At 71.0% G+C, this 21,521-nt stretch carries 21 protein-coding genes; 9 read left to right on the top strand and 12 right to left on the bottom strand.

Going from position 1 to position 21,521, the window contains the following annotated elements; all coding sequences use genetic code 11:
* Positions 1 to 98 precede the first annotated feature (98 nt).
* Positions 99 to 320, top strand: a complete 222-nt coding sequence (locus tag ACIOC0_RS11350; protein WP_402154658.1) for a zinc ribbon domain-containing protein — start codon at positions 99 to 101, stop codon at positions 318 to 320.
* A gap of 50 nt (positions 321 to 370) precedes the next feature.
* On the opposite strand, the gene ACIOC0_RS11355 is transcribed toward ACIOC0_RS11350, so the two are convergent.
* The 3 genes from ACIOC0_RS11355 to ACIOC0_RS11365 are packed head-to-tail and all read right to left on the bottom strand — an operon-like array spanning position 371 to position 4,917.
* Complete coding sequence (locus tag ACIOC0_RS11355; RefSeq protein ID WP_402154660.1) at positions 371 to 1,180, bottom strand: HAD family hydrolase; 810 nt, start codon at positions 1,178 to 1,180, stop codon at positions 371 to 373.
* Entirely contained in the window at positions 1,180 to 3,696 is a 2,517-nt protein-coding gene (locus tag ACIOC0_RS11360; RefSeq protein WP_402154662.1) for a phosphoribosyltransferase, read from the bottom strand. Before ACIOC0_RS11360 ends, ACIOC0_RS11355 begins: the two co-directional genes overlap by 1 nt.
* Positions 3,697 to 3,750: 54 nt before the next feature.
* Entirely contained in the window at positions 3,751 to 4,917 is a 1,167-nt protein-coding gene (locus ACIOC0_RS11365) for an HpcH/HpaI aldolase/citrate lyase family protein (protein ID WP_402154664.1), read from the bottom strand.
* Between the two features lie 169 nt (positions 4,918 to 5,086).
* Between ACIOC0_RS11365 and ACIOC0_RS11370 the strand changes: the two genes are divergently transcribed.
* Complete coding sequence (locus ACIOC0_RS11370) at positions 5,087 to 5,887, top strand: TerD family protein (protein ID WP_402154666.1); 801 nt, start codon at positions 5,087 to 5,089, stop codon at positions 5,885 to 5,887.
* Between the two features lie 24 nt (positions 5,888 to 5,911).
* On the opposite strand, the gene ACIOC0_RS11375 is transcribed toward ACIOC0_RS11370, so the two are convergent.
* The 6 genes from ACIOC0_RS11375 to ACIOC0_RS11400 form a co-directional block, all read right to left on the bottom strand.
* Positions 5,912 to 6,646, bottom strand: a complete 735-nt coding sequence (locus ACIOC0_RS11375; protein WP_402154668.1) for a Tellurium resistance — start codon at positions 6,644 to 6,646, stop codon at positions 5,912 to 5,914.
* A 101-nt stretch (positions 6,647 to 6,747) separates the two neighbouring features.
* Positions 6,748 to 7,890 (bottom strand): DUF475 domain-containing protein, encoded by a 1,143-nt coding sequence (locus ACIOC0_RS11380; RefSeq protein ID WP_402154670.1) that lies wholly within the window; start codon positions 7,888 to 7,890, stop codon positions 6,748 to 6,750.
* 48 nt (positions 7,891 to 7,938) lie between these two features.
* Complete coding sequence (locus ACIOC0_RS11385) at positions 7,939 to 8,514, bottom strand: TerD family protein (RefSeq protein ID WP_130436976.1); 576 nt, start codon at positions 8,512 to 8,514, stop codon at positions 7,939 to 7,941.
* Between the two features lie 120 nt (positions 8,515 to 8,634).
* Entirely contained in the window at positions 8,635 to 9,210 is a 576-nt protein-coding gene (locus ACIOC0_RS11390) for a TerD family protein (protein ID WP_130436975.1), read from the bottom strand.
* Positions 9,211 to 9,324: 114 nt separating this feature from the next.
* Entirely contained in the window at positions 9,325 to 9,783 is a 459-nt protein-coding gene (locus ACIOC0_RS11395; RefSeq protein ID WP_351097900.1) for a peroxiredoxin, read from the bottom strand.
* 113 nt (positions 9,784 to 9,896) lie between these two features.
* Positions 9,897 to 10,334 (bottom strand): DUF3052 domain-containing protein, encoded by a 438-nt coding sequence (locus tag ACIOC0_RS11400; RefSeq protein ID WP_351098695.1) that lies wholly within the window; start codon positions 10,332 to 10,334, stop codon positions 9,897 to 9,899.
* A 397-nt stretch (positions 10,335 to 10,731) separates the two neighbouring features.
* On the opposite strand from ACIOC0_RS11400, the gene aceE reads away from it, so the two are divergent.
* Positions 10,732 to 13,479 carry a pyruvate dehydrogenase (acetyl-transferring), homodimeric type gene (gene aceE / locus ACIOC0_RS11405; RefSeq protein ID WP_402154673.1) on the top strand — a complete coding sequence of 916 codons (2,748 nt, stop codon included), beginning with the start codon at positions 10,732 to 10,734 and terminating at the stop codon, positions 13,477 to 13,479.
* Between the two features lie 76 nt (positions 13,480 to 13,555).
* The gene (locus ACIOC0_RS11410) at positions 13,556 to 14,293 is read left to right on the top strand and encodes a potassium channel family protein (protein ID WP_402154675.1); all 738 of its coding nucleotides are present in this window, start codon (positions 13,556 to 13,558) and stop codon (positions 14,291 to 14,293) included.
* A 52-nt stretch (positions 14,294 to 14,345) separates the two neighbouring features.
* Here the strand turns inward: ACIOC0_RS11410 and ACIOC0_RS11415 are convergent, their stop codons facing one another.
* Complete coding sequence (locus ACIOC0_RS11415; RefSeq protein ID WP_402154677.1) at positions 14,346 to 15,965, bottom strand: MFS transporter; 1,620 nt, start codon at positions 15,963 to 15,965, stop codon at positions 14,346 to 14,348.
* Positions 15,966 to 16,031: 66 nt separating this feature from the next.
* On the opposite strand from ACIOC0_RS11415, the gene ACIOC0_RS11420 reads away from it, so the two are divergent.
* The 3 genes from ACIOC0_RS11420 to ACIOC0_RS11430 all read left to right on the top strand — a co-directional run bounded on the left by ACIOC0_RS11420 (position 16,032) and on the right by ACIOC0_RS11430 (position 18,895).
* Positions 16,032 to 16,658 carry a TetR family transcriptional regulator gene (locus tag ACIOC0_RS11420; RefSeq protein ID WP_352244954.1) on the top strand — a complete coding sequence of 209 codons (627 nt, stop codon included), beginning with the start codon at positions 16,032 to 16,034 and terminating at the stop codon, positions 16,656 to 16,658.
* 92 nt (positions 16,659 to 16,750) lie between these two features.
* On the top strand, positions 16,751 to 17,968 hold the full coding sequence (locus ACIOC0_RS11425) for an alpha/beta hydrolase (RefSeq protein ID WP_402154679.1): 1,218 nt from the start codon (positions 16,751 to 16,753) through the stop codon (positions 17,966 to 17,968).
* Positions 17,969 to 18,025: 57 nt separating this feature from the next.
* Positions 18,026 to 18,895 (top strand): DUF4429 domain-containing protein, encoded by an 870-nt coding sequence (locus ACIOC0_RS11430; RefSeq protein WP_402154681.1) that lies wholly within the window; start codon positions 18,026 to 18,028, stop codon positions 18,893 to 18,895.
* Between the two features lie 11 nt (positions 18,896 to 18,906).
* Here ACIOC0_RS11430 and ACIOC0_RS11435 read toward each other — a convergent pair whose 3' ends face one another.
* Complete coding sequence (locus ACIOC0_RS11435; protein WP_352244956.1) at positions 18,907 to 19,365, bottom strand: MerR family transcriptional regulator; 459 nt, start codon at positions 19,363 to 19,365, stop codon at positions 18,907 to 18,909.
* 95 nt (positions 19,366 to 19,460) lie between these two features.
* Here ACIOC0_RS11435 and ACIOC0_RS11440 point away from each other — a divergent pair, with 95 nt between their 5' ends.
* Both ACIOC0_RS11440 and ACIOC0_RS11445 read left to right on the top strand, forming a co-directional pair.
* A complete protein-coding gene (locus ACIOC0_RS11440) occupies positions 19,461 to 19,931 on the top strand; it encodes a GNAT family N-acetyltransferase (RefSeq protein ID WP_402154683.1) in 471 nt (156 codons plus the stop codon).
* A 17-nt stretch (positions 19,932 to 19,948) separates the two neighbouring features.
* Positions 19,949 to 20,773, top strand: a complete 825-nt coding sequence (locus ACIOC0_RS11445) for a serine hydrolase domain-containing protein (RefSeq protein WP_402154685.1) — start codon at positions 19,949 to 19,951, stop codon at positions 20,771 to 20,773.
* Between the two features lie 12 nt (positions 20,774 to 20,785).
* On the opposite strand, the gene ACIOC0_RS11450 is transcribed toward ACIOC0_RS11445, so the two are convergent.
* Positions 20,786 to 21,442, bottom strand: coding sequence for a pirin family protein (locus ACIOC0_RS11450; protein ID WP_402155077.1), 657 nt, complete (start codon positions 21,440 to 21,442; stop codon positions 20,786 to 20,788).
* Between the last annotated feature and the right edge of the window lie 79 nt (positions 21,443 to 21,521).

Raw genomic sequence — 21,521 nt, forward strand, 5'->3', positions numbered from 1 at the left:
TGACAACTGTAAATACCATGAAGATCGGGTTCCGGCCAGTCGGGGTCGAGCCATCGGCTTTCCGGGGCGAGGACGGGCCGCCCGGCTAACCTGGGCGCATGCCTCGCTACGAGTACCGCTGCCGGACGTGCGGCGACACGTTCGAACTGAGCCGCCCGATGGCGGAGTCCTCCGCCCCCGCCGACTGCCCCGCCGGCCACGACGACACGGTCAAGCTGCTCTCCGCCGTGGCCGTGGGCGGCACGACGACCGCCCCCGCGCCCAAGGCGGGCGGCGGGGGCGGGGGCGGCGGCTGCTGCGGCGGAGGCTGCTGCGGCTGACTCCGGCGACGGGCGCGGCGGCTGACGTCAAAGACGGGCCGCGGCGGGGGTCATCCCTCGTGTGCCCCCCGCAGGAACTCCCGCAGGATCCGCTCCCCGGCGAGGACGCCCCGCTCGGGCAGCGCCGTGATCCGCGGCGCCGTCCAGGCCTCGTCGGCCAGTTCGCCGTGGCCGGGGCGCCAGCCCCGGTCCGCCGCCAGGAGCAGGTCGGCGTCCAGGAGCGAGTCGCCGGCGGCCAGCGTGAGCTGCGCGCCGGTACGGCGGACCACCTCGCGCACGGCCGCGCTCTTGGTGAGCGGCTTGGGCACGGCGTAGATCTTGCGGCCCTGCAGGGACACCGTCCAGCCGCGGTTCTCCGCCCAGACCGCGAGCTCCTTCACCCACTCCTCGGGCAGCAGCTCGCGCTCCACCACGAGGTAGGCGAACAGGTCCTCCGCGACGCGCTGCTTGCGCAGCCAGAGCGGGTCGGAGAAGGCCGCCAGATGCGCCTGCACCTCCGCGAGCGGCGCGCACTCGTCGGCGAGCCGCGCGGTCACCGACGCGTGCCAGTCCGGGTCGGACACCCCGTCGACCAGGAGGTGGCCGCCGTTGGCGCAGATCGCGTACTTGGGCGGCGGGCCCGGCAGGTTGATGCGCAGGTACTGCTTGCGCGTCCGGGTGGTCGTCGGCATGAACAGCGCCGCGTCCCCGAGTTCGGTGAGCAGCCGCGCCGACGTCTCCGTCATGAACGACAGCGGCCGGCTCTCGTGCACCTCCACGCAGAGCAGCCGGGGCGCCCGCGCGTCCGGCATGGTCAGCGCGAGGGCCGCCGCGGAGTAGATGAGCGTACGGTCGAGGTCGCTCGCCACCAGCACCGGCATCAGACCGTCACCGCCCGGCCGTCGGCGCCGGTCGCGCCCCGCGTGTACTTCGGGTGGATCAACCCCACGCAGGTGTACGGCAGTTCGCCGACCTCCTCCACCGGCACCCCTCGCTGTCCGGCGAGCAGCCGGACGTGGTCCAGGTCGGCGCCCGCGCCGGAGCGGGCCAGGATCTTCCACGGGACGCGGCGCAGCAGCACCCGGGTGGTCTCGCCCACGCCGGGCTTGACCAGGTTCACGTCGTGGATGCCGTACTCCTCGCTGATGCGCTCCACCGCGGCCCAGCCCTCCCAGGTGGGCGAGCGGTCGCTCGCGAGGAGCTCCTTCACCGTGCCGTCGACGGCGTCGGCGACGTCGGGGAAGCGGGCGGAGACGGCGTCCAGGAAGGCGTTGGACAGGTCCGCTCCGGCCAGTTCGCGGTAGAACTTCGCGCCGTGGAAGTCGTGCGGGCCGACCAGGTCGGCGCGCAGCACCGTCCGCGATATCAGGCCGGACACCGTGGAGTTGAGGCATGCGGAGGGGATCAGGAAGTCCTCGCGGGTGCCGTACGTGCGCACGCAGGATCCCGGGTCGGCGAGCACCGCGATCTCCGGGTCGAAGCCGGGCGCGCCGCCCGCCGCCTCGAACTCCTCGACAGCCGCCGCGAGTTCGCGGGTGATCGCGCCCTTGCCGGTCCAGCCGTCGACGAAGACGACGTCCCGCGGGTCGTGGTGCTCGGCGAGCCAGCGCAGCGCGTTGGCGTCGATGCCGCGCCCGCGCACGATCGACACGGCGTAGTGCGGCAGCTCGAGACCGTGCCGGTGGGCCGCCCAGCGGCGCATCAGCACGCCGACGGGGGTGCCGGCGCGGGCGAGGGAGACCAGGACGGGGCGCGGGGAGCGTTCGGCGATCACCAGCTCCGTGACCGCGCCGACCGCCTGCGCGAGACGCGCCGCGGAGGTCCCGAGGGCGGCGTGGAACAGCTCCTGGTACTGCTCGCTGGGCTGGTACTCCACCGGCAGCGACTCGGCGTAGTGCGCGCCGCCCGACTGGATGGCCTCCTCGCGCTCCTCGGTCGGCGCCTCCAGCGTCACCTCCGAGAGGTCCTGGAGCAGCCAGCCGACCTCCTCGGGCGCGTACGAGGAGAAGGCGGGGCCGCGGAGGGGCTCGGACAGCATGGAGGGTCTCATTTCGGGCAGGGCGTCGGCGTACAGCGGCTCGGGCACGTACGACGGTACGACGGCGAGGACCACGTGCGGGGTGTGCGCGGCGAGGCGGTCGAGGAGGCCGCCGGGGGCGTGCAGCTCCTCCGTGTCGGCCGCGGAGTCCACGACGGCGACGACGGCGTCGAATCCGGCGCCGGCGACGTTGTAGGCGTAGCGCTCGCCGGGGCCGTCGGCGGGGTCGTCGTGCGCGGGGAAGACGAGGCGGCTGCGTATCGCGTAACCGGGGTCGTCGACCGCGAGGACGGGGGAGCGGGTGGTGGTGGAGTAGGTGACCTCGACGCCACCGCCGCGCTCCAGCTCGCAGGCGAGGCGCAGGGGGGCGTACATCAGCTCTTCGAAGCCGAGGAAGTGCACGCGGTGGGCGTCCCTGGGCAGTGCGGCTGCCAGGCGGGCGGCCATGTCGGGGAGGGCGGCGTCGAGTTGTGCGCGGTGGGCGGGCGTGAAGCCGTGCCGACCCCCGTCGGGGAGGCCTTGGGGCCAGTTCAGGTCCACGCGGGTGAGGTGGTGTGTTGGCTGCGGGCCGGTGGGGGTTGTTCGCGCAGTTACCCGCGCCCCTGGGGGGTTGCCGGAACCGTCCGTTTCATGGCTCACCGTTGCCTCGTACCGCGCCACCAGCTCCCGCCCCTTCTCCAGCACCCCCTCCGGCAGGAGCACCGTGCCGGAGGCGGCCGCGACCAGGTCGACTCTCGCGCCTATCTCGCGGGCGAAGTCGTTCAGACGCCCCGCGTCCGCGGCCGAGCGCATGTCGACCAGGGCGACCACCACGTACCGGCGGCGCGGATAACGCTCGTGGAGGTCACGGATGGTGTTGAGGACCGTGTTGCCGGTGGAGAACTCGTCGTCGACCAGGACCAGCGGCCCGTCGCCGACCAGCAGCGCGGGGTCCTCCGGCAGCAGCAGGTGGGACGTGGCGTGGGAGTGGGCCTCCTCGAAGCCGCCGGCCCGGGCGACCCCGGGCACCGGGCGGCGAGTGGAGTGCAGGCAGGGGACGGAGCCGATGCCGTCGGCGACGCAGTGGCCGAGGCCGGTCGCGGTCTCCGCGTAGCCGAGGACGACCGCGTTCCCCGCCTCCGCGCCCAGCAGTTCCCGCACCCGGCGGCCGAGGGCGACGCCGTGGCCGCGGACGACGGCCGGCGACTGCGGGACGTGTTTGCCCAGCACGTTGGAGACGAGCAGGTGCGCCCGCTTGGGGTTGCGGCGCAGGGCGAGCCCCAGGTGGTCACGGAGCGCGTCGTCGCCCACGAGTTCCAGCCCGAGCCGCTCGGCGACCCAGGTCCCGGACCAGACCGCGTTGTTCACTGAGTTGTTCATGCGTCCCTATGTCGAAGCCAGGTGGAGAGAGGAGTGAGGCGAGTGAGGGGGGGCTCAGCCGGGGATGGTCGCGGCGAGCAGGTCGACGAAGCTGACGTCCTCGTTGGCCACGCCGAAGACCTCGGCCCGGAGCATGGTCCGCTCCGCCCAGGCGCGGTGCGGCTTCACCTCGTTCATCTTGTTCGTGTACGCCGACCGCAGCACTCCCCCGCCGCCGCGCTCCGGCCGCAGGATGTCCGCCGCGTCGCTGTACTCCTCGTGGCTGACGACGGACAGCGCGTGGACCGCCGGCACGTGCGAGGGGTGGATGCAGGTCTTGCCGAGCAGGCCGTTGGCGTGGTCGAGCGAGATCTCGCGCAGCAGCCCGTCCATCGCGTGCTCGATCAGCTTCTCACGCAGCTCCACGGCCTGTCCCTCCAGGAAGGGGCTGTGCCGCAGCATCGGCTTGAACATGCGCTCGGGCACCCGGAAGTACTCCCACACCGGCCCGGTCACGGTGAATCCCGAACCGTCGGCCCGGCCGAGCATGTTCACCACGTCCGCGATGACGGAGGCGACGATCTGCACGTCGTAGGCGGTCATGTCGGGGGCCCGGCGCAGCCCGTAGGAGGAGCAGAAGTCGGTCACGCCGAGGCGCAGGGCGAGGACCCGGCTGCGGTACTTCTCGACGGCGCGGGCGATGCCCTCCAAAGCCTCCACCCGCGACTCCCGGTACATCAGCTCGGGCGTCTCCAGCACGGGCATGCCGAACAGCCGCCGGCCGCTCGACACCTCGGCGCCGGTCAGCGCCTCCAGGAAGGGGATGCCGCGCTCCTCGGTGAACTTCGGGAACACGAAGCCGCTGAGCAGCCGCGCCTGCGGGCCGAGGCGCCGGACCAGGTCGGGGATCTGCTCGGGTGCGCGGACCCGGATGAACAGCAGCGGCAGTTCGCCCGCGGGGCGGGCGGCGAGCTCGGTGAACTGGCGGACGAGGTTCCGCTCGCCCTCGGCCACGTCCTCGTCGCCGATGGAGTCCTCCAGGCACAGCACCATCGAGACCACGCCGCGTGCGGTCTGCTTGACCACGTCGTCGGCGAGCCGGGGCCTGGTGGCCGGGCTGTAGAGCGTGGCGCCCAGGGCGGCGGAGAGCAGCCGGCCCGGCGAGTCGGCGTCGAAGGCGCACGGCTCCCGGTGGAAGAGACGCTGCCGCACCTCGGCGGTGAGGTGCCCGAAATGACGCATGTATCTCCCCCGTGGAGCAAGGTGGCCGGTGGATTTCGGCGATGGGTGGCCGGTAATAGTACGTAGGGTCAGATGTCCGGGGTTCCCGGCGGTCGTGAATTTCAGGTGACACGGAACCGCCGAGTACCCCGCGTTGTCGTGAGCAGAACCGAAAGGGCAGGATGACCGCATGACGCACGCCATGCTGAAGGGGTCGAACGTCCCGCTGAAGGCCACCACGGTGCGCGCCGTGCTGCGCTGGACGCCGGGGCGGGGGGTACCGGCCGTGGACGCCTCCGCGCTGCTCCTCGGTCCCGACGGCCGTGTGCGCTCCGACGAGGACTTCGTCTTCTACAACCAGCCCCGGCACCCCTCCGGGAAGGTGTGGCGGCTCGGCGCGAAGCGGGTGACAGAGGGCCTCACCGACACGATCCAGACGGACCTCGCCGGTGTCGAGCCCGATGTGGGCCGCATTCTCCTGGTCGCTTCGGCGGACGGCGTCACCTTCGACCACGTACGGTCCCTCAGCATCCTGCTGTACGACGCGGCCAAGGACGGCGATCCGCTGGCCACGTTCGACATCCGTCCGGAGACGGGCGAGGAGACCGCGCTGATCTGCGGGGAGCTGTACCGCCGCGGGGACGGCTGGAAGTTCCGCGCGCTGGGCGAGGGCTACACCGAGGGCCTCAAGGGACTGGCGACCGACTACGGCATCTCGGTGGACGAGTCGGCGGAGCAGCAGGACGACGGGCTGCCCAGGACGGCTCCGGACCCGACCCCGAGCCTGTCCCGGCCGCTCCCCCCGGAGCAGCCGACGACGACCACCCCGCAGCAGCCCCCCGCCACCTACGGCTACCCGCCGAACCTCCCGACGTACGGCTACGGCTACCCGGACGCCCCTCAGCAGGCCCCGGCTCCGGCCCCGGCGGCGCAGGCCCCGGCTCAGGAGTTCCGGATGCCGCCGCAGGGCCCCCAGTTCATCGGTCGGTAGGGCGACTCGCTCAGGGGCGCGCGGTCACTTCTCCGCCTTGGCCTTGTAGCCGCGTCCCCACTGCAGTCCCCACCCGTAGAGCCGGTCCAGTTCCGCCTGGAAGCCGTACACGAACCGCACCTCGCGCCGCACCACCAGTTCGTCCTTCACGTTCTCGATCATCACCACCGCGCAGGAGCGGGCCTGGGGGTGCCGTTCGTCGAGGCCGATCTCGATGCGGGGCCCGTTGCTCGGGTAGAGCGTGACGATCGCGTGGGTGCGGTCGAAGGCCGGCGTCTGGTCGTAGATGTAGACGAACACCAGCAGCCGCTTGATCGCTTCGCGGTGGTCGAGGTTGACGTAGATCGTCTCCCCGGACGCCGAGCCGAACCGGTCGTCCCCGCTGAGCTTCACGTACGGCGGGGCGTTGACGTCCCCGAGGAGCCCGCCCAGCGGCTGGACGACGCCCTTGGTGCCGTCGGCGAGCTCGTACAGGCAGCCGAGGTCGAGGTCGACGTTGACCATGCTCTGGCTGTGTCCCATGACCTCCGGCGGGCGCAGCGCCTTGAGAGGATGGCGCAACAGGCTCTCCCGCCCGCCGCCGATGTCGGAGGTGCGCATCCGCCAGGTCAGGTTGATGCGCAGGTTTCCGGTGGCGGCGTCCTGCCGGGTGAGCGAGACCTGGCTGTGCCGTTTGGTCAGCTCGATGGCGTTGGTCGCCGCGCTGCCCGAGTCGAAGTCGGCGGCCCGGCCGGGCCGGAGTCCGTCGAAGAATCCCATTCCCGCCCCCAGGGGATCTGTGGAAGACCGGCGGGGCGGCCGCCGGAGGACTCGTCCTCCGGCGGCCGCCCCGCACAGAGCGTTCCTCACCGGGAAGGTGATCACACCCCGGACGAGATCTCGCTCTTCTCGTCCGAGCCGGATCCGCCTTCGGCCGCGGCCAGGGCGCGGTTGCGGCGGACGGAGGACCAGAAGGACCAGGCGATCAGCACGACGCCGACCAGGCCTGTGATGATCTCGGAGATCTGGTACTGGATGGTGACCAGCAGGATGACGGCGAGGGCGCCGATCGCGTAGTGGGCGCCGTGCTCCAGGTAGACGTAGTCGTCGAGGGTGCCCTGGCGGACCAGGTAGACGGTGAGCGACCGGACGTACATGGCGCCGATGCCGAGGCCGAGGGCCATCAGGACGATGTCGTTGGTGATGGCGAAGGCGCCGATCACGCCGTCGAAGGAGAACGAGGCGTCCAGGACTTCGAGGTAGAGGAACATGAAGAAGGCGGCCTTGCCGGCGAGGAGCACGGCGGACTGCTTCTTGCCGGTGCGCTTGGCCTCTTCCTCGGCCTCGTGCTCGCGCTCCTCCTCTTCCTCCAGCTTGTCCTCGAAGTAGCTGGAGAGACCGCCGACGACGAGGTACGTGATGAGGCCGGCGACGCCGGAGAGCAGGACGGTTTCGGCCTTGTCGGCGTGCCCGGCGTGCAGGTGGGCGTTGGTGGCGAAGGTCATCGCGGTGATCAGCAGGACGATCAGGGCGATGCAGACCGACAGCATGTCGATCTTGCCCAGCTTGGCGAGCGGGCGCTCCAGCCAGGCGAGCCACTTGATGTCCCGGTCCTCGAAGATGAAGTCGAGGAAGATCATCAGCAGGAACATGCCGCCGAAGGCGGCGATCGCCGGGTGCGCGTCGGTGACGAGCTCCTGGTAGCGGTCCTTGTCGGTGAGCGCGAGGTCGACGGCCTCGATCGGCCCGAGCTGGGCGCTGATCGCGACGATGACGACGGGAAAGACGAGGCGCATGCCGAAGACGGCGATGAGGACGCCGACGGTGAGGAAGATGCGCTGCCAGAAGGCGTTCATCTTCTTCAGGATCCCGGCGTTGACGACTGCGTTGTCGAAGGACAGCGAGATCTCCAGGACGGAAAGGATCGCCACGACTCCGAAGGCGGTCCACCCCCCGTAGAACACCGCCGCGACGAGGCCGAGCGCGGTCACCGCGAACGACCACCCGAAGGTTTTCAGAACCACTGGCTACCCAATCCTTGTGTACGGGGCTCCCCCGCGCCGTACGCGGTTTTACGAAACGTTGACCCCGAAGTCTAGAGCGATGCCCCGCAGCCCTGACGCGTACCCCTGCCCGACCGCACGGAACTTCCATTCGCCCTGGTAGCGATAGAGCTCGCCGAAGATCATGGCGGTTTCGGTCGAGGCGTCCTCACTCAGGTCGTAGCGCGCGAGTTCCTGGCCGTCGGCCTGGTTGACGACCCGGATGAACGCGTTGCTGACCTGCCCGAAGGTCTGGCCGCGCTCGTCGGCCATGTGGATCGAGACCGGGAAGACGATCTTGTCGCACTGGGCCGGCACCTTGGCGAGGTCGACGAGCAGCGACTCGTCGTCGCCGTCGCCCTCACCGGTGAGGTTGTCGCCGGTGTGCTCCACGGAGCCGTCGGGGCTGGTCAGCTGGTTGTAGAAGACGAACCACTCGTCGCCCATGACCCGCTGGCCCGCGCACAGCAGCGCGCTGGCGTCGAGGTCGAAGGGTGCTCCGGTGGTGGAGCGCGCGTCCCAGCCGAGGCCGACCATCACCCGCGTGAGGTTAGGCGCGACCTTGGACAGGGAGACGTTGCCTCCTTTGGCGAGCGTGACACCCATGTGCTGATCCTCCCCTGGGGCCTGTCCGGCTGTCAGGGCCGGAGCCCGGTCATCTTCGGTTGTCCTGCGCGTCCGGCGCCGCCCGTAAACGGTGCGGCGCCGGACAGTGGGCGAGTCGGTTCAGACGTTGACGCCGAAGTCCTGCGCGATGCCGCGCAGGCCCGACGCGTAGCCCTGGCCGATGGCGCGGAACTTCCACTCCGCGCCGTGCCGGTAGAGCTCGCCGAAGACCATCGCGGTCTCCGTCGAGGCGTCCTCGCTCAGGTCGTAGCGGGCGATCTCGGTGCCGCCGGCCTGGTTCACGACGCGGATGAAGGCGTTGCGGACCTGGCCGAAGGACTGCTGGCGGTTCTCGGCGTCGTAGATGGAGACCGGGAAGACGATCTTCTCCACGTCGGCCGGTACGGCCGCGAGGTTGACCTTGATCGCCTCGTCGTCGCCCTCGCCCTCACCGGTGAGGTTGTCGCCGGTGTGCTCGACCGAGCCGTCGGGGCTCTTGAGGTTGTTGAAGAAGACGAAGTTGGCGTCGCTGGCGACCTTGCCCGCGTTGTTCAGCAGCAGCGCGCTCGCGTCCAGGTCGAAGTCGGTGCCGGTCGTGGTGCGCACGTCCCACCCCAGACCGACGATGACCGCGGTCAGGCCCGGGGCCTCCTTGGTCAGCGAAACGTTGCCGCCCTTGCTGAGGCTGACTCCCACGAAGTCCTCCATTGGTGTCAGGGGCCGGGGAGCCCCGTCGTGCGTCGGATATCGGATCAACGAGTCGATCCTAGTGACGGGTTCCCGGACCCCACAGGCTCTGGGGCCCGTCAATCACAGGGTGTCGAGAGCCGAGACGTACTGGCCGAGATCGCGGGCGTCCGGCAGTCCGTTCACGACGGTCCAGCGCACCACGCCCTCCTTGTCGATGACGAAGGTGCCGCGCACCGCGCAGCCCTTGTCCTCGGCGAAGACGCCGTAGGCCCGGGACACCTCGCCGTGCGGCCAGAAGTCGCTGAGCAGCGGGTACTCCAGGTTCTCCTGCTCGGCGAAGACGCGCAGGGTGTGGATGGAGTCGTTGGAGACGGCGAGCACCTGGGTGTCGCGGTCGGCGAAGCGCGGCAGGTTGTCCCGCACCTCGCACAGCTCGCCCGTGCACACACCGGTGAAAGCGAACGGGTAGAAGATCAGGACGACGTTCCGCTCGCCGCGGAAGTCGGACAGGCGCACGGTCCTGCCGTGGTTGTCCTTGAGCTCGAAGTCGGGGGCCTTGTCGCCGACCTGGATCGCCATCGCGAGGACGTCCCTTCGTGGGGCTGTCTGGGTGAGCCCCAGCCTACGCAGCGATCACGGCGGGCCTCCGGACGGGCCGGGCGCGCGCCCGGCCCGTCCGGGCCTTCAGTTCGTCACTTCTTGGACTTGGCCGCCTTGGGCGTCACCAGCCGGCTGCCGCTCCAGTCCTTGCCCACGCTGACGCTCTTGCTGGCCGACAGACCCGCCGTCGTCGAGGCTTCGGAGATGTCGCTGGGCTCGACGTACCCCGCTCGGCCGGTCTTCGGCGTGAGGAGGAGGATGGAGCCGCCTTCTTCGATGTACGTGGTGGCGTCCACCAGCGCATCCGTCAGGTCGCCGTCCTCGTCGCGGAACCACAGCACCACGGCGTCGGCAACGTCGTCGTAGTCCTCGTCCACCAGGTCGCTGCCGATGACTTCCTCGATGGACTCGCGGAGCTCCTGATCGACGTCGTCGTCGTAGCCGATCTCCTGGACCACCTGCCCGGGCTGGAAACCCAGCCTGACGGCAGGGCTCGTCCGCTCCTCCGCGTGGTCCGCGGTCGCGCTCACGGGGTGCCTCCTGATCATGTTTCGGGAAATAACTCAGCCACGCGCGTGCGCGAAGCATTGGCCGTAGTCCACACGGGCGGGACGGATCGCGCAAGTACCCGGCGGTTCAGACCGCCGAAACGGTGACGATCCTGGCCGTGTCGCCGCAACTTCAGGCACACCACCCGGGCCGATGGGTGACACACACCACACCTGTGTGCCCTGAATGCGCGTTTGAGAACCATCCACGGGTACGAGTTTCGAACAGGTACCGGTTACCTCTGGGTAGAGATGACGTTTGCGGCCCCGAGGTACACGATGGGGGCGGTGCAGGCACTGCAGACCCGGGGCGTGCAGCGCGGGCCGGCGGACACAGCGGCACAGCGGACAATCAGCCCTCCGACAGGTAAGGAACAGCGTGGCTTCCGGATCCGATCGCAACCCGATCATCATTGGCGGCCTCCCGAGTCAGGTTCCTGACTTCGATCCCGAGGAGACCCAGGAGTGGCTCGACTCCCTCGACGCCGCGATCGACGAGCGCGGCCGGGAACGGGCCCGCTACCTGATGCTGCGCCTGATCGAGCGGGCCCGCGAGAAGCGCGTGGCCGTGCCCGAGATGCGCAGCACGGACTACGTCAACACCATCCCCACCAGGGCCGAGCCGTTCTTCCCGGGCAACGAGGAGATCGAGCGGAAGATCCTCAACGCGACCCGCTGGAACGCGGCCGTGATGGTCTCGCGCGCCCAGCGCCCGGGCATCGGCGTGGGCGGCCACATCGCCACGTTCGCCTCCTCCGCGTCGCTGTACGACGTCGGCTTCAACCACTTCTTCCGCGGCAAGGACGAGGGCGACGGCGGCGACCAGGTCTTCTTCCAGGGGCACGCCTCGCCGGGCATCTACGCGCGCGCGTACCTGCTGGACCGGCTCAGCGAGCAGAACCTGGACGCTTTCCGCCAGGAGAAGTCCAAGGCGCCGCACGGGCTCTCCTCGTACCCGCACCCCCGGCTGATGCCGGACTTCTGGGAGTTCCCGACCGTGTCGATGGGCCTCGGCCCGATCGGGGCGATCTACCAGGCGCGGATGAACCGCTACATGCACGCGCGCGGGATCGCCGACACCTCCAAGTCGCATGTGTGGGCGTTCCTCGGGGACGGCGAGATGGACGAGCCCGAGTCGCTCGGCCAGCTGTCCATCGCCGCCCGTGAAGGCCTGGACAACCTGACGTTCGTCGTGAACTGCAACCTCCAGCGCCTCGACGGCCCGGTGCGCGGCAACGGCAAGGTCATCCAGGAGCTGGAGTCGGTGTTCCGGGGCGCCGGCTGGAACGTGATCAAGCTGATCTGGGACCGGTCCTGGGACCCGCTGCTCGCACAGGACCGCGACGGCCTCCTCGTCAACAAGATGAACACCACGCCCGACGGCCAGTTCCAGACGTACGCCACCGAGTCCGGCGCGTACATCCGCGAGCACTTCTTCGGCGACGACCAGCGCCTGCGCGCGATGGTCGAGGGCATGACCGACGACCAGATCCTGCACCTGGGGCGCGGCGGCCACGACCACCGGAAGATCTACGCGGCGTTCAAGGCGGCCGTGGAGCACACCGGCCAGCCGACGGTCATCCTCGCCAAGACGGTCAAGGGCTGGACGCTCGGGCCGAACTTCGAGGGCCGCAACGCCACGCACCAGATGAAGAAGCTGACGGTCGCCGACCTCAAGGGCTTCCGCGACCGGCTGCACCTGCCGATCTCCGACAAGGAGCTGGAGGGCGGGGTCCCGCCGTACTACCACCCGGGGCGCGACTCCGAGGAGCTGCAGTACATGCACGACCGGCGCAAGGGGCTCGGCGGGTACGTCCCGACGCGGGTCGTGCGCGCCAAGCCGCTCGCGCTGCCGGACGACAAGACCTACGCGACCGTGAAGAAGGGATCCGGTCAGCAGTCGATCGCCACGACCATGGCGTTCGTCAGGCTGCTGAAGGACCTCATGCGGGACAAGGAACTCGGCAAGCGGTTCGTGCTGATCGCGCCGGACGAGTACCGCACCTTCGGCATGGACTCGTTCTTCCCGAGTGCGAAGATCTACAATCCGCTCGGCCAGCAGTACGAGTCCGTGGACCGCGAGCTGCTGCTCGCGTACAAGGAGTCGCCCACCGGTCAGATGCTGCACGACGGCATCTCCGAGGCCGGCTGCACGGCTTCTCTGATCGCGGCCGGCTCGGCCTACGCCACGCACGGCGAGCCGCTCGTCCCGGTCTACGTCTTCTACTCGATGTTCGGTTTCCAGCGCACCGGCGACCAGTTCTGGCAGATGGCCGACCAGTTGGCGCGCGGTTTCGTGCTGGGTGCGACCGCGGGTCGTACGACCCTGACCGGTGAGGGCCTCCAGCACGCGGACGGCCACTCCCAGCTGCTCGCCTCCACCAACCCGGGCTGTGTGGCGTACGACCCCGCGTTCGGGTTCGAGATCGCGCACATCGTCAAGGACGGTCTGCGCCGGATGTACGGCGAGACCGCTGACGGCAAGCCGGGCGAGGACGTCTTCTACTACCTCACCGTCTACAACGAGCCCATCCGGCACCCCGCCGAGCCGGAGAACGTCGACGTCGAGGGCATCCTCAAGGGCGTCTACCGCTTCAGCGAGGGCGTCTCGGGCTCCGTCCCGGCGCAGATCCTCGCCTCCGGCGTCGCCGTGCCGTGGGCGGTCGAGGCGCAGAAGATCCTCGCCGAGGAGTGGAACGTGAAGGCCGACGTCTGGTCGGCGACCTCCTGGAACGAGCTGCGGCGCGAGGCCGTCGAGGTCGAGCGGCACAACCTGCTGCACCCCGAGGAGGAACAGCGCGTTCCCTACGTGACCCGCAAGCTCGCCGGGGCCGAGGGGCCGTTCGTGGCGGTCTCCGACTGGATGCGCTCGGTGCCGGACCAGATCGCGCGCTGGGTGCCGGGGACCTACCAGTCGCTGGGCGCGGACGGCTTCGGCTTCGCGGACACGCGGGGCGCGGCCCGGCGGTACTTCCACATCGACGCGCAGTCGATCGTGGTGGCGGTCCTGACCGAGCTGGCCAAGGAGGGCAAGGTCGACCGTTCGGCACTGAAGCAGGCCGTCGACCGGTACCAGCTGCTGGACGTCGCGGCGGCGGACCCGGGGGCGGCGGGCGGCGACGCCTGATCCCGTAGGCGGTGAGGGGCGGTGAGGTTCGGCCTCACCGCCCCTTCGCGTTCACCCGTTCCTTACGATGCGGGTCATGCGGGAAGAAACGGCCCAGGCGCGGTGGGAAGAGCGGACGCAGCGGCCTTTGCTGGCGCTCGCCGTGGTGTTCGCCGTGGCGTACGCCCTGCCGATCGTCGACACCTCGGCCGACGCGTCGCTCACCGTCGTGTGCGCGGCGGTCGAGTGGGCGGTGTGGGCGGCGTTCGCCGGGGACTACGCGGTGCGGCTGGCGCTGGCGCGGGACCGCCGGCAGTTCGTCCGCACCCGCTGGCTGGACCTGGCCGCGGTGGTGCTGCCGGTGATACAGCCGCTGAAGCTGCTGCGGCTGGTGTCGACGCTGCTGCTGGTGGGGCAGCGGGCGCGGATGGCCTCGCAGATACAGGTGACGACGTATGTCGCGGGGGCGGTCGTCGGGCTGCTGATGTTCGGGTCGCTGGCGGTGCTGTCGGTGGAGCGGGACGCGCCGGACGGGAACATCCGCACCCTGGGTGACGCCCTGTGGTGGTCCTTCACGACGATGACGACCGTGGGCTACGGGGACCACGCGCCGACCACGGGACTGGGCCGGATGATCGCGGTCGGCCTGATGCTGTCCGGGATCGCCCTGCTCGGTGTCGTGACCGCGAACATCGCCGCGTGGTTCATCGAGCGCTTCGAGAAGGACGACGTGGAGGAGCGCAGGCAGACGGAGGCGATCCAGGCCCTGACCGAGGAGGTCAGGGCGCTGCGCACGGAGGTGGCGGCCCTGAGGTCCCGCGCGAACGCCGACTGACCCCGGACGAAGCCCGGGGCCAGTCGCCCGAGTCGCGCTCGGGGAGCCCCCGTCAGATGTGACCGACGCCCGCTCCCGCGTCGGCGTTGGCCCCGCGCTTGGTCAGCAGCGCGACCAGTACGGCGACCGCGGCCACGCCCGCCGCGACGAGGGACGCCAGACTCATCCCGGAGATGAACGTGTCGTGGGCGACGTCCGCGATCTTGGCGGCGATCGGCGCCGGCGTGCCCGGCGCCACCGGCGGCACGCCGACCTGGACCGCCTCGGAGGCCTTGCCGAGCTGTTCGGGCGTCAGGTCCGGCAGCCCCGCATCCTTCCAGTTGACGGGCAGGTCGCTGTCCACCTTGGAGGCCATCACCGCGCCCAGCACCGCGGTGCCGAGGCTGCCGCCGATCTGCATCGCGGCCTGCTGGAGACCGCCGGCCACGCCGGACAGCTCCAGCGGAGCGTTGCCGACGATGACCTCGGTGGCGCCGACCATGACGGGCGCGAGTCCGAGGCCGAGCAGCGCGAACCAGACGGACATGACACCGCTGCCGGTGTCCGTCTCCAGCGTGGACATGCCGTACATGGCGATCGCGGTGGCCGCCATGCCGCCGGCCAGCGGGATCCGCGGCCCCCACTTGGTGATCATCGCGCCGGCGAGCGGCGAGCCGACGATCATCATGCCGGTGAGCGGCAGCAGGTGAAGGCCCGCGTCGATGGGGCTCATCCCGTGCACGTTCTGGAGGTAGAACGTCACGAAGAACAGACCGCCCATGAAGGCGATCGCCATCAGGACCATGAGGACCACGCCCGCGGACAGCGGGACGGAACGGAACAGCGCCAGCGGGATCAGCGGCTCCGCCACCCTGGTCTCCCAGTAGGCGAAGAGCGCGAAGCCCGCGAGGGAGGCGAGGACGAACGCCCACGTCTTGCCGTCGCCCCAGCCCCAATCGGGAGCCTTGATCAGCGCCCAGACCAGGCAGAACATCGCCGCCGACAGCAGGGCGATGCCCAGCAGGTCGAAGGAGCGCGGGGCGTTCTCGGCGCGGTGGTCGAGCAGGATGACGACACCCAGCGCCAGGGCGAGGACGCCGACCGGCACGTTGATGAAGAACACCGACTGCCAGTTGACGTGCTCGACGAGGACGCCGCCGAGGATGGGACCGCCGGCCGTGGAGGCGCCGATGACCATGCCCCAGAGGCCGATGGCCATGTTCAGCTTCTCGGCCGGGAAGGTCGCGCGCAGCAGCCCGAGCGCGGCCGGCATCAGCAGCGCGCCGAACAGCCCCTGGAAGACGCGGAAGGTGACGACCAGCGCGATGCTGTCGGACAGGCCGATCGCGCCGGAGGCGGCGGCGAAGCCGACGACGCCTATCAGGAAGGTCTGGCGGTGCCCGAAGCGGTCACCGAGCTTGCCCGCGGTGATCAGGGAGACCGCGAGGGCGAGGAAGTAGGCGTTGGTGATCCACTGCACCTCGGCGAAGGTGGCGCCCAGGTCGCTGGCGATCGCCGGGTTGGCGATGGCGACGATGGTGCCGTCCAGGGCCACCATCATGACGCCCACGGCGACGGTGATGAGCGTGAACCACGGGTGGCCGCGCAGCCCCTTGGCCGGAGGCTGGTCCGACGGGTCGTGGGGCGCCCCGTCCCCCGGTCCCGTCTTATTGACGGTGGTCTGACTAGTCATACGAAGGAGGCTAGTGACAGCCGCTGACAATTGACAAACCAATTCACAAGTCGGTAACTGACATCTATGGAAACTCTGCGTGAGCGCAAGAAACAGCGCACCCGGGACGCGCTGCTGCGCGCCGCGCTGGAACTGTTCACCACCCGGGGGTACGAGCGGACCACCGTCGACGAGATCGCCCAGGCGGTCGACGTCTCCCAGCGCACCTTCTTCCGCTACTTCGCCGGCAAGGAGGAGGCGGCCCTCGCGGTCGCCGACATGACCGTGGCGCGCTTCGTCGAGGCGGTGCGCGAACGCCCGCCGCACGAGGCGCCCCTGGAGGCCCTGCGTCAGGCCGTCCTGGACGGCTGGAACTCGGTGCACGAGATCGTCGAGCAGGTCGTGCCGGTGGAGCTGTACCTGCGCATGTGCCGGGTGATCGAGTCGACGCCGGTGCTGCTCGCCGCGTATCTGCGACACTCGGTCGAGACCGAGGAGACGATCGCCCGGGTCCTCGCGGACCGCGAGGGGCTCGACGTGGAGGCCGACCCGCGGCCGCGGCTGGCGGTGGCGGCCTTCGGCGGGGTCATGCGGCTCACGGAGCGGCACTGGAGCAGCGGCGAGAACGTGACCTTGGAGGAGATGCGCGCCCTCGCGTCCCGCTACCTCGACCAACTGGGGCCCGCGCTCATGGGAAGCTGGCGCACGGCCTGAGAGATCTCATGACCATCGTCACGGTCATCGAAACGTGATCCCCGTCACTCGGGCCTCCCGAGACCATCCCGTTCTCCTAGTGTGTCCTTCCAGTGACTTCCTTCGACTCCACTCCCCCGCTCAACATGGGGCGGCTGCTGCTCGCCCTCGCCGTAGTCTTCGTGATGCTGGCGACCACAGGCTGGACCGCCGTACACCACCAGCGGGAGAGCACCGCCCTGCGCGCGTCGCTCACCGCCTGGGAAGAGGGCCGCGTCGACGGACGCGCGCTGCCGGACCCGTCCGCGGCCCCCGGCCGGCTCGCCCGGTTCTTCGCCACCCTCACCGCGGCCCAGCGCACCACGCTCGCGCACCGCTACCCGCTCGCCGTCGGCAACATGAACGGCGCCCCGGCCGAGCTGCGCTACCTCGCCAACCGCACAGCGCTGCGGGAGCAGGCACGTATCGAGCGCACCCGGATGCACGACGCCCGGCTCTCCCCCGCCGGCCAGCACGAGGCCGGGCGGCGCATGCAGCGCTACGAGTCGATGAGCGACCGCGACCGCAAGATCCTCGCCTTCGACCCGGACGGCGCCGGCCGCGCCGCCGAGGTCTTCGGCGACCTCGACAGCGCCCAGCGGATCTCCGTCGTCGTCCCCGGCGTCGACACCGCGCTGCTCACCTTCCAGCGCACCTACCGCAAGTACTCGGCGCCCGTCGGCATGGCCCAGGCGCTGTACGCGGCCGAGCGGGAGGCGAGCCCCAAGACGCGGACCGCCGTGATCGCCTGGGCCGACTACACCTCCCCCGCCGGCCTCGGCATCGACTCGGCGACCGCGATGCGCGCCGAGTCCGGCGCGATCCGGCTGAACGCCTTGGTGCGCGCCCTGCCCGGCGTCTCGCCCGTCTCGCTGTTCTGCCACAGCTACGGCTCCGTGGTGTGCGGGGTCGCCGCGCACACGCTGCCGGAGCGGGTCAGCGACATCGCGGTGGCCGGCAGCCCCGGCATGCGCGTGGAGAACGCGGTCCAGCTGCGCACCTCCGCCCGGGTGTGGGCGATGCGGGACGCGGACGACTGGGTGCAGGACGTTCCCTATCTGGAGCTCGGCGGCCTCGGGCACGGCGCGGACCCGGTGTCGTCCGGGTTCGGCGCGCGGGTGCTGTCCGCGCGGGAGGCCAAGGGTCACGCGGGCTACTTCGAGCCCGGCACGGACAGCCTGCGCAACTTCGCCGCCATCGGCGCCGGCGTGTACGACTCGGTGCGCTGCGCCACGGAGGATGACGTCTGCCGGGATGATCTGTCCGGCGCAACGACGGCGGGACGCGCGTAGAAGCGCAGAAAGAGCGGTGTGCGCGAGGAGGGACGGAAGAAGCCGGTGCCGCATACGATGAGCCGCATGGGTGACGTACTGGCCGGATTTCATGCCGCCTGGGAGTTCGAGTCCGACTCCGTCCTCATCCGCTACGAACGGGGGATCCGCACACCGAAGCTGCTGTCGGCGCTCGGGGAGCGCCGGATCCCGCTGGCGGCGATCGAGGGCGTGACGCTGGAGCCCGGCAGACGCGGGACCGCGGTGCTGCGCATCCGACCGCGCGAGGGCGCGGACCCGCTGATCGAGGCCGCGGCGGGTCAGCTGAAGGAGTCCTGCGACCCCTACCGGCTGGTGCTGCCGGGCGAGCGGGACGCGCTCGCGGAGTACTACGCCGAAGAGCTGCGGGAGCGGCTCACCGAGTCGGGTCCGGCCGACCGGTTCCTGGTGGCGGCCCCGAAGGCGCCGCTGTCGTTCAAGGCTTACGACGCGAAGGCGTCCTTCGACGGGCGGACCGTGCGGTTCCGGTGGTTCTGGACGGGCGCGTCGTCGGCGAAGTGGAAGGCGGGCGACCAGAGCTTCCCGGTGTCCGAGCTGAGCGGCGTGGAGTGGCGGTCGCCGGAGGTCCTGGAGGGCTTCCTGCGGCTGCACCGCGGCGGGCACGCGCCCGCGGGGACGGACCAGGACCCCGCGACGGTGGTGTTCGGGCTCGGGTACGGGGCGGTGCACGAGTCGCTGCCGCTGGCGGCGGCGGTGCTGGCGGCCGTCCGCACGCGCGGGAGCACGCCGGCCGTCCCGGCGGCCGCCGTCCCCGCCGCGGACCCGCGCCGCCGGGACCCGGCGGACGTCGCCGACCGGATCCGCCACCTCGGCGAGCTGCACCAGGCCGGGCTGGTCACCGACGAGGAGTTCTCCGCGAAGAAGGCCGACCTGCTGGCCGAGCTGTAGGGACTTCCCGCTCACGCGCCCCGGGAGTAGTGCGTGATCTTGCGGTCGAGCACGGCGAGCGTGTCCTGGAGTTCGGCGATCCTGGCCTGGACGTCGCGCCGGGTCTCCTCCAGCAGCTCGCGCCGCTGCTCGTACGTGCTCTCGCCCTCGCGCACCAGCTCGGCGTACCGCACCATGTCGGCGACCGGCATGCCGGTCAGCCGCAGCTTGCCGACCAGGTCGAGCCAGTCCAGGTCGCGGTTGCTGTAGCGGCGCTGGCCGGTGTGCGAGCGGTCGACGTGGGCCATCAGCCCGATCCGCTCGTACCAGCGCAGGGTGTGCGCCGTCAGGCCGGTGAAGGCGACCACCTCGCTGATCGTGTAGCGGTCCTGCCCGTCCGGGCGCGGATGGCCCGGCGGCGGTCCGGAGCAGACGTCTGCGGAGCTCTGGCTGCGCTCGGTGGTCACGGGCGTGGTCTGCAACACCGTCATGGCCCCACGCTATGACCTTCAAGTGCGCTCCAGGCAAGCGGGAACGGAAAGAATCCGGAAGACGCGGCCGGATCCCACCGGTTAGCTTGCGGGGCATGAATGCCGTACGCCGGGCCCTGCCCGAGGACGCCGCCGAAGTGCTGAGGCTGCGCCAGGTGATGATCGACTCCCTCGCCCCCAGCGCCGGACCGGCCGACTGGCACGCCGAGTCCCTGCCCGGGCTGCGGCGCCGGCTGGCCCAACCGGACGGTGACTTCGGTGCGTTCGTCGTGGACTGCCCCGAACGGCCCGGGACGCTGTCCGCGTCGGTGGTCGGCACGGTGGAGTACCGGATCGGGCGGGCCGGCAATCCGCACGGCGCCGTCGGGTTCGTCTTCAGCGTCGCGACGGACCCGCGGGCCCGGCGCAGGGGGCACGCGCGGGCGTGCATGGAAGCGCTGCTGACCTGGTTCCGCGAGCGGGGCGTACGCCAGGTCCACCTCACGGCGTCCCCCGAGGCCGAGCCGTTGTACGCCTCGCTCGGCTTCAAGCCCAAGCCCGACCCTCTGATGGAGCTGCTCCTGTAGCCGCATAGGCTCGGGGCATGTCGTCGCAGAGCCTCGCGCTGATCGAGAACTGGCCCGTCCCCTCCGCCGCGGCGGGTGTCGTGCGGGCCGACGGGACGGTCCTCGGGACGCACGGCCCGGCCGGGCGCCGCTTCCCCCTGGCCTCGGTCACCAAGCCGCTCGCCGCCTACGCCGCGCTGGTCGCTTACGAGGAGGGGGCGATCGAGCTGGACGAGCCGGCCGGGCCGCCCGGGGCGACCGTGCGCCATCTGCTCGCGCACACCTCGGGGCTCGCCTTCGACGAGCACCGGGTGACCGCCGCGCCCGGGGAGCGGCGGCTGTACTCCAACGCCGGGTTCGAGCAGCTCGGCGACCACATCGCCAAGGCCACGGACATCGACTTCGGGGAGTACCTGCGGCAGGCGGTGCTGGAGCCGCTGGGGATGGCGTCCACCTCGCTGGAGGGGTCGCCCGCGAAGGACGGCGTCTCGACCGTGGAGGACCTGCTGCGCTTCGCGGCCGAGGTGCAGGCGCCCCGGCTGCTGGACCCGCGCACGGTCGCCGAGGCGATGAGCGTGCAGTACCCGGGCACGAAGGGCGTCCTGCCCGGCTACGGCCACCAGAACCCCAACGACTGGGGCCTCGGCTTCGAGATCCGCGACTCCAAGTCCCCGCACTGGACCGGCGGTTCCTCCTCGCCGCGCACGTTCGGCCACTTCGGGCAGTCCGGTACGTTCCTGTGGATCGACCCCGACGCGCGGCTGGCCGCCGTCGCGCTCACGGACCGCGCGTTCGGCCCGTGGGCGGTCGAGGCCTGGCCGGCGTTCACGGACGCGCTGCTGACGGAGCTGCGGGAGGGCTGAGTCACGGCCCCCTCAGCCGGCGCGCATCTCCCAGACCAGGAGCTCGGCCGGCGTGAGCGCCAACACCCGGACCTCGCCGGCGTCCGTGACACGGGCCGCGTCGCCGGGGCCCAGCCGCTCGCCCTCCACGCTCACTTCGCCGCGCACGACATGCACGTACCCGTGCGACCCCGTCGGCGCCGCCGCCCGCTCCCCAGCCGTCAGCCGCCGTACGTGCAGGGTCGCGCCGGCCCCCGGGACGGCGTACGGGGTGGAGTCGGCGACGTCTCGGACGATCTCGTAGGACGGGTCGCCGCCGGGCTCCAGCGGGGTCAGCCACATCTGGACGAAGGCCAGGGGGACTTCGGCGTCGTTGCGCTCGGTGTGGCGCACCCCGGCCGCCGCGCTGAGCCGCTGCACGTCCCCGGGGCGTACGGTCACCTCGTGGCCCTCGGAGTCGCGGTGGGTCAGCTCGCCCTCGACCACCCAGGTCACGATCTCCGTGTGGCTGTGGGGGTGTTCGCCGAAGCCCGCGCCGGGCGCGAGCCGCTCCTCGTTGCAGGCGATCAGCGCGCCGAAGCGGAGGTTGCCGGGGTCGTAGTGGGCGCCGAAGGAGAAGGCGTGCCGGGTGTCGATCCCGGCCTCGGGATCACCGCCGCGGTAGCGCTCTTCGGCGCGCCGTACGTCCATCACGCGACCCACGCTATCGGGCGGGCGAAGCCCCCCGGCAACCCACCGGCGCGGCCCGCCGTCCCGATAAGGCAGTCTT

Origin of the sequence: Streptomyces sp. NPDC088254 (assembly GCF_044740925.1) — a bacterium.
In the GTDB taxonomy this organism is placed as follows: Bacteria; Actinomycetota; Actinomycetes; order Streptomycetales; family Streptomycetaceae; genus Streptomyces.